The 14,381-nt window shown below is 45.1% G+C and carries 15 protein-coding genes; 6 read left to right on the forward strand and 9 right to left on the reverse strand.

What is annotated here, in order from left to right:
- Positions 1 to 218: 218 nt before the first annotated feature.
- Together xseA and xseB are read left to right on the forward strand one after the other, a co-directional pair.
- Positions 219 to 1,388 carry an exodeoxyribonuclease VII large subunit gene (gene xseA / locus QUA57_RS18140; RefSeq protein ID WP_333062711.1) on the forward strand — a complete coding sequence of 390 codons (1,170 nt, stop codon included), beginning with the start codon at positions 219 to 221 and terminating at the stop codon, positions 1,386 to 1,388.
- A complete protein-coding gene (gene xseB, locus QUA57_RS18145) occupies positions 1,385 to 1,612 on the forward strand; it encodes an exodeoxyribonuclease VII small subunit (protein ID WP_333062712.1) in 228 nt (75 codons plus the stop codon). The genes xseA and xseB overlap by 4 nt, the downstream gene beginning before the upstream one ends.
- Positions 1,613 to 1,834: 222 nt before the next feature.
- Here xseB and QUA57_RS18150 read toward each other — a convergent pair whose 3' ends face one another.
- The 6 genes from QUA57_RS18150 to QUA57_RS18175 all read right to left on the reverse strand — a co-directional run bounded on the left by QUA57_RS18150 (position 1,835) and on the right by QUA57_RS18175 (position 9,493).
- Complete coding sequence (locus tag QUA57_RS18150) at positions 1,835 to 5,227, reverse strand: CHAT domain-containing tetratricopeptide repeat protein (RefSeq protein WP_333062714.1); 3,393 nt, start codon at positions 5,225 to 5,227, stop codon at positions 1,835 to 1,837.
- 413 nt (positions 5,228 to 5,640) lie between these two features.
- On the reverse strand, positions 5,641 to 6,504 hold the full coding sequence (locus QUA57_RS18155) for a DUF1822 family protein (protein ID WP_333062715.1): 864 nt from the start codon (positions 6,502 to 6,504) through the stop codon (positions 5,641 to 5,643).
- A complete protein-coding gene (locus QUA57_RS18160; RefSeq protein ID WP_333062716.1) occupies positions 6,504 to 7,460 on the reverse strand; it encodes a hypothetical protein in 957 nt (318 codons plus the stop codon). The genes QUA57_RS18155 and QUA57_RS18160 overlap by 1 nt, the downstream gene beginning before the upstream one ends.
- 295 nt (positions 7,461 to 7,755) lie before the next feature.
- Positions 7,756 to 7,965: a CsbD family protein gene (locus tag QUA57_RS18165; RefSeq protein ID WP_190733750.1), complete on the reverse strand. Its 210-nt coding sequence runs from the start codon at positions 7,963 to 7,965 to the stop codon at positions 7,756 to 7,758.
- Between the two features lie 200 nt (positions 7,966 to 8,165).
- Positions 8,166 to 8,993: a PHP domain-containing protein gene (locus QUA57_RS18170; protein WP_039886987.1), complete on the reverse strand. Its 828-nt coding sequence runs from the start codon at positions 8,991 to 8,993 to the stop codon at positions 8,166 to 8,168.
- Between the two features lie 218 nt (positions 8,994 to 9,211).
- A complete protein-coding gene (locus QUA57_RS18175) occupies positions 9,212 to 9,493 on the reverse strand; it encodes a hypothetical protein (protein WP_190733754.1) in 282 nt (93 codons plus the stop codon).
- Positions 9,494 to 9,965: 472 nt separating this feature from the next.
- On the opposite strand from QUA57_RS18175, the gene QUA57_RS18180 reads away from it, so the two are divergent.
- Positions 9,966 to 10,292, forward strand: a complete 327-nt coding sequence (locus tag QUA57_RS18180; protein WP_333062717.1) for a hypothetical protein — start codon at positions 9,966 to 9,968, stop codon at positions 10,290 to 10,292.
- Between the two features lie 145 nt (positions 10,293 to 10,437).
- Here the strand turns inward: QUA57_RS18180 and QUA57_RS18185 are convergent, their stop codons facing one another.
- Positions 10,438 to 10,905 (reverse strand): hypothetical protein, encoded by a 468-nt coding sequence (locus tag QUA57_RS18185; protein ID WP_333062718.1) that lies wholly within the window; start codon positions 10,903 to 10,905, stop codon positions 10,438 to 10,440.
- Positions 10,906 to 10,960: 55 nt separating this feature from the next.
- Between QUA57_RS18185 and QUA57_RS18190 the strand changes: the two genes are divergently transcribed.
- Together QUA57_RS18190 and QUA57_RS18195 are read left to right on the forward strand one after the other, a co-directional pair.
- Complete coding sequence (locus QUA57_RS18190) at positions 10,961 to 11,581, forward strand: histidine phosphatase family protein (protein WP_333062720.1); 621 nt, start codon at positions 10,961 to 10,963, stop codon at positions 11,579 to 11,581.
- 60 nt (positions 11,582 to 11,641) lie between these two features.
- Positions 11,642 to 12,025, forward strand: coding sequence for a VOC family protein (locus tag QUA57_RS18195; RefSeq protein WP_333062722.1), 384 nt, complete (start codon positions 11,642 to 11,644; stop codon positions 12,023 to 12,025).
- Positions 12,026 to 12,211: 186 nt separating this feature from the next.
- Here QUA57_RS18195 and QUA57_RS18200 read toward each other — a convergent pair whose 3' ends face one another.
- On the reverse strand, positions 12,212 to 12,502 hold the full coding sequence (locus QUA57_RS18200) for a hypothetical protein (RefSeq protein WP_190661269.1): 291 nt from the start codon (positions 12,500 to 12,502) through the stop codon (positions 12,212 to 12,214).
- A gap of 42 nt (positions 12,503 to 12,544) precedes the next feature.
- Positions 12,545 to 13,216 (reverse strand): phosphoribosyltransferase family protein, encoded by a 672-nt coding sequence (locus QUA57_RS18205; RefSeq protein ID WP_333062723.1) that lies wholly within the window; start codon positions 13,214 to 13,216, stop codon positions 12,545 to 12,547.
- A 193-nt stretch (positions 13,217 to 13,409) separates the two neighbouring features.
- On the opposite strand from QUA57_RS18205, the gene QUA57_RS18210 reads away from it, so the two are divergent.
- On the forward strand, positions 13,410 to 14,087 hold the full coding sequence (locus QUA57_RS18210; protein ID WP_333062725.1) for a uracil-DNA glycosylase: 678 nt from the start codon (positions 13,410 to 13,412) through the stop codon (positions 14,085 to 14,087).
- Positions 14,088 to 14,381: the final 294 nt, after the last annotated feature.

Below are 14,381 nucleotides of genomic sequence, written 5' to 3' on the forward strand. Positions count from 1 at the left end.
ATTTACGATTGCCCGCTCAGCCTACAAATAAATTACCTTAGATATACTACAATAGTCCGGACTATTTTGAGATCCTACTCGGAAACCCTTGATTTTCCGTTAGCAAGTGGATTCTGCACTCGCCCTGAAACGCTTATTTTACCCTTGGCAATCACACACTGTCCGAAGTATTGATAGTAGCCTAAATCTAAAATCTCAAATCTCAAATCTAAAATTGGATGACTTCAATTCTTCCCGATACAGCTTTATCTGTTGCCGGACTAACATCATACCTGCAAGAGTTGTTGGAGGGCGATCGCAACCTGCAATCAGTTTGGCTGACAGGCGAGGTGTCGAACGTTTCGCACCACCCCAGCGGCTGCTTTTTCACTCTGTGCGACACTGACAAAAGCGCTGCGATTCGCTGCGTGGTGTGGAATTCTCAGCGGCAAAAATTGGTGCAAATCCCGGAAAAAGGCGAACAGTTGCTGGTTTTGGGAAGCATCCGGGTTTACAAAAATCGCGGCGAGTACCAGTTGACAGTTGTGCAATCGCTACCGGCTGGGGAAGGATTGCAGGCTTTGCGGTTGCAGCAATTGCGATCGCGCTTGGATGCTGAGGGTTTCTTCGATCCCGCCAGAAAGCGCCCGATTCCCGCACACCCGCAAATTGTGGCCGTGGTGACATCCGATACAGGCGCTGCTTGGGGAGACATTCAGCGCACTCTAGCCCAAAGATATCCCGGTTTGCGGGTGTTGCTGTCGCCGACAGGAGTGCAGGGAGAATTGGCTGCTGCTGCGATTGCTAGGGCGATCGCCCGGGTAGAATTGGACGGTAGGGCGGATGTGATCGTTTTAGCGCGCGGCGGCGGTTCTGCGGAAGATTTGGCTTGTTTTAATGATGAGAGAGTTGTCAGGGCGATCGCGAATTGTGCGATTCCAATTATCACTGGTATCGGACACGAAAGAGACGAATCTCTAGCCGATTTAGTAGCAGATAAACGAGCCCACACTCCGACTGCGGCGGCCGCTCAAGCTGTACCAATTTTAGCAGATATTTATTTTGAACACAAGCAGCGAATGGTCAATTTAGCAAACGCTGTGCGGGCAAGATTTCAGACAGAAGAAGAGCATTTGCAACTGTTACAAAATCGCTTAAAACGCTTACCTGCGACATCCCGAACTTTGCGGCAAGCAACTGGTAAACTAGAAGTATTGCAAGAAAAGTTATCCGCACTGAATCCGGCAGCGGTATTGCAAAGGGGTTATGCAGCGGTAATCCAAAGTGACGGTACGATCGTCCGCACAACTGACGGTTTGGAATTGGGAGAGGAATTGACTGTGAGGTTGAGTCGGGGCGTGCTGAAAGTTAAGATTGTAGAAGTATTGGATGCAGAAGAAAAGTTATGATTGATTCGCAGTTGCGCCAGTCTGACTGGAATTATGAGGAAACGGTCGATCGAATTGAAGCGATTATCGATCGGGTGGAATCGGGAGAGTTGCCTCTAGAGGAGGTTTTCGAGCAGTTTGGGGTGGCTGTGGAGTGTTGGCAGGAGTGCGAAAGGTTTTTGGCGCGTGGGAAAAAACAGATGGATTTGTCGATCGAGCTTTTAGCTGCGGAACCCGATTTTTAAGCGCAGGTGAACGGGGATTAAGGCCGATAAATGTAGGTGAAATAGCAGGTGAAACCGAAAGTCCGACAGGGAATTAATTCCCTGTCTCATAGCGAAAGTCCTCTGAAGAGGACTGTTAAATTCATTAGTCCTCTTTAGAGGACTTGCGCTATGAGGCGGGGATTTCAATCCCCGCCGGAATGTGTGTCAGACGTGTTTGTTAACACCATCAAACACCACAAATCAATGCAAACCCTGACAAATAAATCCCGACCAATAACTCAAATCATCAAAAGGATTTGACAGAGTGTAAATATTTTCTTTCAAACTTTCATATCTTTTCTTCTGTTTCTGAATCTGATTCTCCCGCTTCGTTATTTTCTTCAACTCCGCCCCCAACTTATTAAACTCATCCGTCTCCTTGTGGTAAAATTTCTGCAGCAATTTTAACTTTTGTTTTTCCTTTTGAACCACAGCCAATTTTGACTTTAAATCCCCAATAATTCTCTGAAGCAACGGATCGATTTGCGGTTGATAAAGCTCTTTCAACTCCGCACCCGAAATTGTCCGCAACCTCACCTGTGCCCGTCGCAAAGCCTCTGGACGACTCAAACCTTCCCGACGATACTGATAGTAAAAAATCGAAAATAGCGAAGTAGCGAAATCATCTACCGCCCACAAAGTGCTGACCACACTCCGCGCCCCCGCACACAAAAACCCCGTTCCCAAACTAAGAAGATTATCGGTAATTTCCGTCCCTCCTAAATTAGTTTCGCAGCAGGACATAAACACATCGGATAACTGCGGCAAGCGCCAACCAGGTGTCATCAATTCCCCTAACGTGATACTCCCGTCTCCTAAAAACAATCGCGATTCTAAAGGATTGTCCAAACGCGAGACAGCGTGGTGGCTGGAGTGAATTACATTCACTTTTTGGATCAGGTTTCGATAGGCTGCGACTGTTGCTTCTTGACTTCCTTTTAAGCGCTCAGGTTTGGTCACAATTTCGGCAATTTGTTCGCACTCAAAAGGAGTGAAGTACAAATCATCAGTGGCATTTTCCACAATCCCGTATTTCGGCGATTCTATGCTTTCATCTTTACTGCAATACTCCAAAATTCTGCAACTGGGAACGTAACGAATCAGGAAATAATCGCTAAGAACCCCCCCCGGCCCCCCCTTGCTAAGCAGGGTGGAGTGGGGGGGTTCTATCGGCAATGCCGCCAGCGGAATCTGATGCAAAAACAGATGCGGAATCACAATCAATTCCTCAATCCCATCCAAACAATTATTAATCAAGTCATCAACTTTCAACCGCTGCGACAACTGAGACAAAAACTCATCCATCCCCTGTTGCCAAATTTTCCGATCCAGCAAATAAGGCAACAACCAACTCTCGCGAATCCACTTCTGAAATTTTCCCAAACCCTCTCCCTGACAAGTGTGAATCTGCGGCGCTTTATCCTTGTAAATCACAAAAACATGAGTGTTATCAGTCGTGGTATAAAAACAGAGAATCACCGTCTGCGAATTGTCAATAAGTTTCTGCATTTTCGCAAACTGCATCGGATCGACTTGAACTTGTCCAGCTAAAACTGGATCTAAACTGCGAATATTTTCCCAGATTCGCTGTTTCTGGGCTTCCAATTCTTGAATCTTCTCCGTGTAAGCAGATAACTCTGCCCGACTGCGCGACTGACTCCCCACACCGGCTAATTCTTTATGACCTTCAGAAGGTTTGCGGAGTTGTTCAACTTCTGCGTCAATTTCCCGCTGCTTGGCCTCAAATTCCTGCAAATACTTTTGCACGGCGGGTGGAATTTCGCTGCTAGCATACAAATCATTGCTGTGCATTAAATCGACTAACCGCTGAGCCCGGGTTCTGTCGCAATATTCTATGGCTTTTTCCAGTTGGTTGCTGTTGACGCAAGCTTGAATTGCCTTTTCGTAAACATCGATCGATTCTGCTAAAATCTGCTGGCGGATATCGTCGGAAGTTGCCCAACTTCTACTTTTTTCTACTGCTTGAATTGCTTTCTCGAATCCTTCCAGGGCGATATCCCAGAGACCAGCAGTGAAAGCGGTATTGCCGAGGTTTCTTCCGGTTGTGAGACAGTTTAAAGGAAAAGCAGCAGGAGTGCGAATTTCTAATGCTAAGCGAAAACAGGCGATCGCCTCTTCTATATTCGCCGCCCTGACTCCCTCTATTCTGTCACTATAGGTATTCCCCAAATTATTTTGAGTCGCTGCCCAATTTGCGGGATAAGCCTCGGGGGTATAGACTTTTAATGCTTCCCGATAACAAGCGATCGCCTCTTCTATATTGGCCCCCCTAACTCCTTCTATTCTGTCACTATAGGCAGGCCCCAAATTGTTTTGAGTCGCTGCCCAATATTCGGGATAATTCTCAGGGGTATAGACTTTTAAAGCCTCGCGATAACAAGCGAGCGCCTCTTCTATATTCTTTGCCCTGACTCCTTCTATTCTGTTACTATAGGCAGGCCCCAAATTGTTTTGAGTCGCTGCCCACTTTTCGGGATAATTCTCGCGGGTATAGACTTTTAAAGCTTCCCGATAACAGGCGAGCGCCAGTTCTATATTCGTCGCCCTGACTCCCTCTATTCTATGACTATAGGCAACCCCCAAATTGTTTTGAGTTATTGCCCAATTTTCGGGATAATTCTCAGGGGTATAGACTTTTAATGCTTCCCGATAACAGGCGATCGCCTCTTCTATATTCTTTGCCCTGACTCCCTCTATTCTGTCACTATAGGCAGCCCCCAAATTGTTTTGAGTCATTGCCCATTGTTCGGGATAATTCTCGGGAATACGGACTTTTAATGCTTCCCGATAACAGGCGATCGCCTCTTCTATATTCTTTGCCCTGACTCCTTCTATTCTGCCACTATAGGCATTCCCCCAATTGTTTTGAGTCATTGCCCAATTTTCGGGATAATTCTCGCGGGTATAGACTTTTAATGCTTCCCGATAACAGGCGATCGCCTCTTCTATATTCCCTGCCCTGACTCCTTCTATTCTGTCCCTATAGGCATTCCCCAAATTGTTTTGAGTCGCTGCCCAATTTTTGGGATAATCCTCGCGGGTATAGACTTCTGATGCTGTGCTATAACAAGCAATACCTATTTCTAAATTCCCTGCCCGCCGCCCCAGAGGAAACTGATTAATTAAATTGCCAAAAGAGACAATATCTGCTGCAATGGCTGCAGCTTCTTCTGAGGTAACTTTTGTGAATTTGGATGTAGCCCAAGCTTGTAAGATTCGAGCAAATTTTAAATCCAATTTGTCGAAATTTTGCTGTAAAATACGATATACGACTTGAGGATCTCCGCCACTGTCTGACGTTGCTTGCAACACCTCCATCAAGAAAGAAAAATACTCTTGAGGAGTTGCTGTACTGCCGACAAAGTTTGCCAATTGTGCCGCTAGATTCTGCAACCAACCTGCCTTGGAGTTGCCCTCTGCTGCCATCTTCTCCGCTTCCGCTGCCATGACTTGCACAAAATTGGCATCAACTAAGTCTCGATTGGCGTTGAGAATATCCTCCTCTTCACCGCTAGGGCACTCAAGCAGGGCTTGAATCAGTTCGAGATAGGCGGCGATGCGTTGTTCATCCATTAGAGTTTCCCTTTATTCTGTATATATATCGATCGGCAATTTGGGGGATAATTATGCAAATATCCTGAAAAATTCTAGATATTTGTCTTTGGAATGTTGTAGGGGCGGGTTCACCCACCATCAGCGCCAAAAACAAACAAACTCAAAAACCCGCCCCCACCCAACGAGAAATCTCATGTACATCCTTCCCATTTTGTAGAGGCGGGTTCACCACCTATAATCGCCAACAACAAACAATCTCCAAAACCCGCCCCCACCCCATGCAAAAAAACCAAAAACGCAATATTTTAATTGTTTTTTCGTATTGAGAGATGGGGCGGGTTTTTTAGATTGTAGATTTTTATCAGATATGGTTAGTGAACCCGCCCCTACAAGTCATAGCAATTTATCCAGATTTCTGAGAGATTGCCGATTTATGACAAGGCAAAATCATCACCATCTCCCCAAATTTCAGCTAATTTCTCCAACAAATCTTCAGCAATCAAATTCAGTTCCGCTTTCACATCCTCCTCAATATCTGAAGCTTTCTCCACAGGTGAAGATTTATCACCAGAGAAAGATATATCTCTATTTCCCAAACCTCGACTACTATAACCACTTCCCGCTAAAGCCTTCCCCCCTTCATAGCCCCAGTCAGATTTCTCACTACTGTGCAAAACTTTATTCAAAATTGCCACTATTTCAGAAATAGATTTATTTTGCAATTTTTCCCGAACTTGTGCTTGTGCCGGGTCATTTTCTTCCAAATCAGATAGCAACTCTTCAATTTCATTTTGCACTAGCGGAATTGCCAACTCAATCCGATCCAAATACTCCCACAACTCCTCAACTGGTTTGAGATTAGTTAGAGAAATCTCTTCAGTTTCATCCAGAATTTCCACAGCCGGAATAAAGCCCAAAAGTTTCACCTTATCGAAAGGTTCGGCAAACTGAACGACGATATAGGCAATGCGATTTTCCCGCACTTCCGGCAGAGAAATAGCCCATTCTCCGAGCTGAACCGGACAGCATTCTATCTTGCCAATTCCCGGCAAAACCAAATCGCCCACATCCACAACCGCCCGCATTACTGGATTCCAACTATCACCGCCATCAATATCGGTTTCCATTTCCATCCATTCCAAGAAATAGTTAACCGCCCAAACCGCCAGGGTATTAAAATAAACCCGCTTGCCTTTTTGCGGATTAGCTTGCTCTGAAGCAAATTGCAGAGCCAAATTGCGGGCAGTTTGCTCCAGAGGAATTTCTAACAAATAAGTATCTATGCTATTCACCATTATTCCTCGGGTTGATATCCAAACTTAAGTGCAATCTCTTTGACGAGAGCCAAACCTGTTCTTTTCCAGTGAGAGTTGAGAGTTTGATAGTCAATGTTTAACTCTCTGGCAATTTTTGACAATTTATCTGGAGGGTCTTGCAACAGCAATCGCAGTGCGAGTACGTGAGAATTGGCATCCGGTCGAGGGCGGCGATTTTCGGGATTATTTGGCTTCTTCTTATCTATTTTTTCATTGGGATAACTGTTTCGCAGTTCTCCCATCGGATCGTCTTCAATACACTGCCATAGTTGGTGGCCGATGCGCTGCTTATTTTGAGCTTGTTCTCTCTCGATGAGTTGCTCAATTCCATTTTTAGTGGTATGGTCTATCGGTTCTTGAGCCTCAAACTTTTCACCTCGCTTGCTCGTAATCGGAGCATCAAAACTAACACTAAAAATCTGTTGCTGCATCCGGCGATATTGCTCATAGACTTTGTTCTTGAGAGTTTTATTGAACCGCTGAACCACTCGGGTTCGCAACACATCAGCAGCGAGATTGTCGAGGTCAATTCCCCTCAAAAATGCCGAAAGCGTTTTGAGAAAACCGCAATAAGCTTCCTGCATCATTTCCTCTAAATCAATATTAGGATAAGGATGCTTGCGAATTCCGGGCAAATGGGGAATGAGTTGGCACAATTGATTTTTGAGTCTTTCTTGTTCCTTACTACTCTCTTGCGAGTCTTTCAAGAGTTGTAGAAGTTGGCGTAACTGTTCGTCGGTGTTCACAGGCACGTTCGGATGACATCGAGATAATTCGATTATCCCAGGGAAAATAGTGCTGTAACGTGCGAGCAATAACAAAGCCAAGGAAATCGGTTTGAGTTCCCAACCCGTGGCTGGAAGCAACAAGTTGAAACTTGCCCCTACAGGAACTAAACCTGCTAAGGGTTCGACGGGGGTATCATGTCTCGTCATAGTCCAGTTTTTGCGTGTTGATACTCTGATATCGCAGGTTTTGGCGGCTTTATGCAGAATTGAGCAAAAATTTTTCGTAAAGGTAATGCAATAAGGACTGAAGTCCTTACTACGAAATTAATCCGGTGTAAAATTGACAATCATAGGGACTTCTCCATTGCGCTTTTGAAGAGATATCGCAGGAGTCGCCCCGTTTTATGCACATTCCAAAAATAAATCATATCAAACCCTATTGATAGCAAAGGATTTGATATGAAGCGAATTCTATTAGCCAGGATTTGGTATAGCGCGGTTTCTACAATTTGTCGATCGACCTTTTGGCTTTATTCGTCAGATTTTTTACAGCATCTTTAGCATCTTCTGCTGCGTGGCGGGCGGAGGCTTCGGCTTGTTTGGCTTTGCCTTCAACCTGGTCTTTTCTGTTGCCCGTGATATTACCGAAAATTTCCTGAGCTTTGCCTTCTAAATTTTTGCCGATCGCCTTCGCTCTGTCTTCTGCACTCATAATAAGCTCCGTTTGGCAAGTTGCTTTAGTAACATTGTAAAATCAACTTGCCTGCAATTGCCTTTAACTTCATATTAATTTATATTCTGCTTGACCTCGGTCTTCTTCTAAGGACTTACTTCGTGCAAATTCCTCACTCAAAAACTAAACGATTGCTTTTTTTGACCACTGAATACGTCGGCAAAATTTGTCCTAAAAAACTATTTCAAACTCGCCGCAGCAACTTTAATCGGTTCGAGCAATTCTAACGGCAAATGCAGCATATTCAATTGGGTGCTATCTGCTGCTTTCCTTTCAGGATCGGGGCCGTGATAGTCGCTGCCACCAGTTGCCAGCAAACCGTAATGAAGACACAAATCTTTCAACTTTTGGATTTGGCTAGAACTGTGGCTGGGATGGTATACTTCAACTCCCATTAAACCAGCATCTACTAATTCTTTTAAGACTTCCTCAACAGCACCGCCGCGAAATAAATAAGGATGAGCCCACACTGGTACTGCGCCGCAACTCTTCAGTAAATCGATGCCTTCGACGATCGAGAATTTCTCGTAATGAACATAAGCCGGGCCGTCATCTCCCAGCCAGCGATCGAATGCTTCCCGCGATGATTTGGCGTGACCGGCTTTTACAAGTGCAGAGGCAATGTGAGGCCTTCCCGGTGCCATTCCTGGGGATGTTTTTGGCAGTTCGATCGCGTATCCCATTGCTGCTAATTTTTCGACCATTTCCTGCGATCGGCGAAACCTTCCTTCCAGGCGATCGTTCAAAGGAACGCGCAACTTATTTGCATCGGGATAAAAACCTAAAATGTGCAGCGATCGGCCGTTGTGAACGGTGCTGAGTTCGAGTCCGGGGACTATTTCGATACCGTGCAAAGCAGCGGCGGCGAAGGCTTCATCCCAACCTGACATCGTATCGTGATCGGTGACGGCCAAGGCGCGAACCCCCGAAGACGCGGCGGCGGCTACGAGTTCGGCAGGGGTGAGAGTGCCGTCGGAATAAGTAGTGTGGCAGTGGAGCTCTAGCATTTTTTCGGGTAAGTTAAAGTCTGTAAAACCTGCAATTATTCCCCTCACTCACGCGACATATATCGTCCCTGCGATCGACAAGTTTTTGGGTAATTTCAATCTGTTAGCTGTAATAAGTTTTCGCGCCTTTAATTGGGACATTGCTGTTTATTAAAAGCTTGCGTGGGGTGGGTCTCTTGCCCGTCTTTGCAGTTGAATTTAGATGCCGAACACCTTAGCTATTTCTTAATTTCTCGCATTGGGGAAATGACACCCTCTGGCAATTTGGGAGGAATCGGCGATATTTCAATACTTTGTATGTTGTGAACTGGGATAACTACCAGTTTATCTGCCAATTCGAGAATTATCGGGTCTGCTGTCAACATTTTGTGCAGGCGAGTGCCTAAAGTTGCTTGCTCTCCTACTGTTCCCTCTGGCGCACTGAACTGGAAGTGTTGCTGTTTGCCGTTGGTATAGTGGATTGTCAGATCGATAATTCTTTCTTGGTTGGTTGCTTGCATAATTTTTTTTCCCTAACAGTTGATCGGGACTTCGCAAAATTAACAATAAATTAAAACTGGCGATCGCACCACGATTGGAAAGCTCGTTGGAAAGATTTTGACCAAACGAGGCTGTCGGTACGAAAGTCCGGTTACTGCTAATTTTACCACAAAAACTGTACGGAAACTCGCCAACTTACCCAGTATACAATTGGCAGTCGCGCTGTCTTTGCTCCTCAATGCGCGAGAGCCTTCGCCAGCAATATTTGGCCGATCGGGCTTTCTTCTATGCCACTTGGCAAAGTGGCTCAATTTAGCCTGTGTAGCGACTTGACTCAAAGCGGTCTCAAGTCATACAGCAGAGGCATTTGAGCGCTTTGGGTGTCAAGGTTTTTCGACGTGGGAACTGTGGAGGTTAGGATAGTGGCCTTCTGCTGTCACTGACCTAGAGGATTTTTTTATAAATTAATAACATAACATTCAGGTACAGCTTATGAAATCCACACTTTGTTTTCCCGAAACTTCTATTGAATATAACACCGTTGCTGTTAACAATAATGCTATTGACTCTTGTATCCTTGCAGCTTGGATTGATTTAGTAGGAGGAGATTTTGATAATTTGGGAGGAGATGATTGGCTGCCATTGTGTGGCGACATTGATGACGGCGAAATTTACCGGGAATGGTTTTTGTGGCAAGACAGCGAAGTGACTCAAGAGTGGGAAGCTTACGATCCCATTACTAATTATCGAGTTGTGGCACCTAGCCGAGAAATGATGATTGCTAAAATCGACCAAATAGAAGCTTCCAGAACAATTTAGTTGAATAGGAGAAGGTTAAATCTTGATTTTCAACTTTAATAAAACTTCTGTAAACAAACCCGGTTTCTCCCAACCACAAAGAAACCGGGTTTTTCAGACCACAACTCTAGGTTTGGGTTGAGTTCCACTGACCGAACATAATAATTTATGGCGCAACTGCTTGTTGTTTTTCTCGTTCTAATTTGCGCTGCTTCAAGGCGGCAAGATTTTGTTTAATCGTGTCGATTGCAAATCCAGCTTCCTGCTGTTGGTATAATTCGCTGGCACGGATCAAATCTGCAACTGCCTCCTCATCCGAGCGCAAATTCGCACAAGCCAAGGCGCGATTGTGGTAAGCTTCTGCTAAAGTTGAAACTTGTTCTACAGCACTGGTAAATTTATCTTTAGCTTTGCGGTAATTTCCCGACTGATAAGCCTCAATTCCTTGTTGAAAATAAACGGAAGCTTTACTGCCGCTGTCGGTATCGGGAAATTCTGGGTAAGTTAAAATTGGTTCTTTAAAGAGTACAGAAATGCTGCCCTTGCCGAAGTAAGCCCAAGTCATTGTTCCAAACCCAATCCCCAGCACGAGGGCAATAATGACAGACAGAGCAATAAAATTGGTGAGTTCCATAGAGCAATATTTGTTGTATTATAATATGATAAGTTAATTCCTAACTTCTGCACCAATGGCTGCGCGGATTGACCTCAACTGGAAATGGTTTTTCGGATCGCTAGCTTTAGTATTGTCGATCGGCTTAATTTCTGCAACTGCCAGTTCTGACGCAGCAACGAACACGCAAACTCAAGCAGGGTGGCAATTGTTGCAGCGGGATGAGACGGGGTTGGTTGTAGTAATGCGACACGCGATCGCCCCAGGTACGGGAGATCCTGCTAACTTTAAGTTGGGTGACTGTTCCACCCAGCGCAATTTATCAGCACAAGGAAGAACGCAAGCCAAGCAAATTGGAGCCGAATTTCGCAACCGCAACATCAAAGTGGGCAGAGTTTTATCCAGTCAGTGGTGTCGGTGTTTGGAAACAGCAAAACTGATAAATATAGGCAAAGTCGAACCGTTCCCAGCGCTGAACTCGTTCTTTAGCGACAGCAGCAAAGAAGCCAGACAAACAGCAGCAATTCGCAAGTTGATTGTTGACAACCGCAACACTAAAGGCGCGGTTATTATGGTAACTCATCAAGTAAATATTACCGCTATCACTGATATTGTACCGCAAAGCGGCGAAGCTGTGATTCTCAAAAGCGATCGACAAGGTAAAATCCAAATAGTCGGACGAATTGGAGGATTTTAAAGAGATAGAAAGTTATAATATTATTAATTTTCCCTTACCAATTCCCCATTACCAATTTATATGAGTTTCCACTACAGCGCCGCCCTAGTGACTTTAGCAGACCTTGATAAGGAAGTTCTCGTTAAATTTTACAAAAATTTTCTAGACATAGAACCAAACCCTTATATTCCCAATACTTATGCTGAATTTCAACTCCCAGGCTTAAGACTCGGCATATTCAAACCCAAAGATTCCCACAAATCAGAATTTGCAAATCGAGCAAAAACAGGCATGAGTCTGTGTTTGGAAGTCAGCGATATCGAAACTGCGATCGCCCGAATTTGGGCTTTAGGTTATCCGCCCAACGGAGAAATTATCAAAGCTTCTCACGGTCTAGAAATCTATGCCTTCGATCCTGCCGGGAACCGCATAATTTTACATCAATCCCATGAGAATGTAGGATGAGGGCTAATTATTGGTGAACTCTCGATCTTCTCTTCTCTTCCTACCCTTCGGGAACGGCTTCGCGGTTCGTTCAAAAAAACATCTAGTTCACAAGCCGCTGAGGATTGCTATATAAGTTATGCAATTGCTTCACCACCTTCGCAATTACATTATAAAGTTTACCTCTACAAGTCAAAACTGCCTTAACTATCTAATTAGTTCAGCAAAACTATAAAAACTGATAATTAATAACAGCAATGCTGTCAGGTGAGTTAGCTGAAATTGAGGTCGCGGGCCGATCGATTCCCGCACCAAAATTGAAAAAGACGAACCAATTATATAACTCAGAGACAGCGTTAAATATTGCCACTGCAATGTTACACTCCACAGCCCAAGCAAAATCATCGCCAAAGTCAACATCACCAACTCAACAAACCGAGGCGGATTGTGCTGAGTAGACAGAATCAAAGTGTCCAACCAATATTGCCAAGGTCTCATGTGTTAGCGATCGAGCTTTTGGATTTAGCCTTCTAGCTTAACCTACGATCGCCATTCAGTTTGTTGCTGCAAACACCTTAAAGCCTCCGCCGTCTCAACCTGCGGAAATTGCCCATAAAAGCGACTGACACTGTAAAAAGGGTGAGGAGTCTCCAGAACGATCAACTTATCGCCCATTTGGGCCAAAAATCCCATTAAATCTGCCGGGGCGACAGGCGCGCAAATCCACAAAGCCAGCGGTTGCTGCGACTCCAAAGCCTTAGCCGCCACAGCCATCGTCATCCCCGTAGCAATCCCGTCATCTACCAAAATCGCCAAAGCCCCAGCGGCGCTGATATTTGGGCGTCCAGGAGACAAATCTGCCAGCAGAGATTGAGCATTATTTTGAGCCAGGGGCAGTGCTGATTTTTGCAAGCGTAAATTGTGCTGCTTTTGCTTTTCCCAGAGGACGTGACCATCAGCAGTTGCAGCCCCGATCGCCAATTCTAAATTATCGGGGCGAGTAATTTTCTTGGCAACAACCACATCCAAAGGACAGCCCAAGCGACGCGCAATCGGCACAGCAACGGGCAAACCCCCGCGCGGCAAGGCGTAAACAATCGGTTTCACCGCCTTCTGTGTCATTAAACTCAACTTGCCGAACTCGTCCACAACTGCCTCGGCCAGTTTTTCGCCTGCATCGGCGCGATCGTCAAAAAACGGGTTAGAGAACATATTTTTGCCTGTACGAGCTCAACCAAACAATTGGAGATTGTGCCAGTGTTAATTGGAGATTGTGCGATCGAGCGTAGCTATCCCGTAGCGAATCGACAGCATCGCACACAAGCATCTAGCCAATCTCAAATCACCAAACCCGATCTAAACTATAAACTCTAGACTCCAAAATCTCTCCCTAATTGTAAAATGTATGTCCAGCGACTTGCAACTCAGCCTTTTTGACAACAATCAAAGTGCCACTTTCCAAACAGACTCAATACCAGCAAATGCCAAAATTCCCATCCCTCCCGGCACTTATCAAAATATGGAACAAATCGGCGATCACTGCAACCGCTGCTACCGCTGCGAATTGGGCAATACGCGCACTCACGCTGTCATCGGGCGCGGCAATCCTCAAGCCTCAATTTTGATTGTGGGAGAAGCACCCGGACAAAACGAAGATGAAACCGGATTGCCCTTCGTCGGGCGATCGGGCAAACTGTTAGATAAGATTTTAGAATCCGTGGGATTGAGTGCAGAAACCGACGTATTCATTGCCAACGTCATCAAATGTCGCCCTCCCAACAACCGCCCTCCGACAGCAAAAGAAATCGAAGCTTGCAAACCATACTTGCTCGAACAAATTCGCATCTTAGACCCCAAAATTATTTTATTAACCGGTGCAACAGCCCTCAAAGGTTTGCTAAGCGACAAGCGACCAATTAGTAAAATCCGAGGTCAATGGATTGAATGGGAAAATCGTTTGTGTATGCCAATTTTTCACCCATCGTACTTGCTGCGAAACCCCTCCCGTGAACCGGAGACTCCGAAATGGTTTATGTGGCAAGATATGCAGGCTATTAAGGCTAAATTGGATGAATTTAAATAGCAATTGTAATAATTTTTTGTTGTGCTTTGTATGGGCGGGTTTCCCCAACTATAATTGGCTAAAACAGATAATCTCGTAAACCCACTCCCCACTGTAAATCGCTCAACCAAAAATTCGTGGATTTTCTGATACCTCTGTCAGGAACAGGCAAGATGCCTGTTCCACAATAAAATTATTTTCTGTCAGGAACAGGCAAGATGCCTGTTCCACAATACAAATTACAGCCGATTCCAGGTTTATGAAGTACAGTAGCAGCAGCTTGTAAACCAGTTTTTAAAGTGCTGTGGATTAACC

The organism is Microcoleus sp. Pol7_B2 (genome assembly GCF_036701035.1).
Taxonomy (GTDB): Bacteria; Cyanobacteriota; Cyanobacteriia; order Cyanobacteriales; family Microcoleaceae; genus Microcoleus.

What these genes read in the sequence shown, in the direction of transcription:
- xseA (WP_333062711.1), top strand. Translation starts at nt 219, where the DNA reads ATGACTTCAATTCTTCCCGATACAGCTTTATCTGTTGCCGGACTAACA.
- xseB (WP_333062712.1), top strand. Translation starts at nt 1,385, where the DNA reads ATGATTGATTCGCAGTTGCGCCAGTCTGACTGGAATTATGAGGAAACG.
- QUA57_RS18150 (WP_333062714.1), bottom strand. Translation starts at nt 5,227, where the DNA reads ATGGATGAACAACGCATCGCCGCCTATCTCGAACTGATTCAAGCCCTG.
- QUA57_RS18155 (WP_333062715.1), bottom strand. Translation starts at nt 6,504, where the DNA reads ATGGTGAATAGCATAGATACTTATTTGTTAGAAATTCCTCTGGAGCAA.
- QUA57_RS18160 (WP_333062716.1), bottom strand. Translation starts at nt 7,460, where the DNA reads ATGACGAGACATGATACCCCCGTCGAACCCTTAGCAGGTTTAGTTCCT.
- QUA57_RS18165 (WP_190733750.1), bottom strand. Translation starts at nt 7,965, where the DNA reads ATGAGTGCAGAAGACAGAGCGAAGGCGATCGGCAAAAATTTAGAAGGC.
- QUA57_RS18170 (WP_039886987.1), bottom strand. Translation starts at nt 8,993, where the DNA reads ATGCTAGAGCTCCACTGCCACACTACTTATTCCGACGGCACTCTCACC.
- QUA57_RS18175 (WP_190733754.1), bottom strand. Translation starts at nt 9,493, where the DNA reads ATGCAAGCAACCAACCAAGAAAGAATTATCGATCTGACAATCCACTAT.
- QUA57_RS18180 (WP_333062717.1), top strand. Translation starts at nt 9,966, where the DNA reads ATGAAATCCACACTTTGTTTTCCCGAAACTTCTATTGAATATAACACC.
- QUA57_RS18185 (WP_333062718.1), bottom strand. Translation starts at nt 10,905, where the DNA reads ATGGAACTCACCAATTTTATTGCTCTGTCTGTCATTATTGCCCTCGTG.
- QUA57_RS18190 (WP_333062720.1), top strand. Translation starts at nt 10,961, where the DNA reads ATGGCTGCGCGGATTGACCTCAACTGGAAATGGTTTTTCGGATCGCTA.
- QUA57_RS18195 (WP_333062722.1), top strand. Translation starts at nt 11,642, where the DNA reads ATGAGTTTCCACTACAGCGCCGCCCTAGTGACTTTAGCAGACCTTGAT.
- QUA57_RS18200 (WP_190661269.1), bottom strand. Translation starts at nt 12,502, where the DNA reads ATGAGACCTTGGCAATATTGGTTGGACACTTTGATTCTGTCTACTCAG.
- QUA57_RS18205 (WP_333062723.1), bottom strand. Translation starts at nt 13,216, where the DNA reads ATGTTCTCTAACCCGTTTTTTGACGATCGCGCCGATGCAGGCGAAAAA.
- QUA57_RS18210 (WP_333062725.1), top strand. Translation starts at nt 13,410, where the DNA reads ATGTCCAGCGACTTGCAACTCAGCCTTTTTGACAACAATCAAAGTGCC.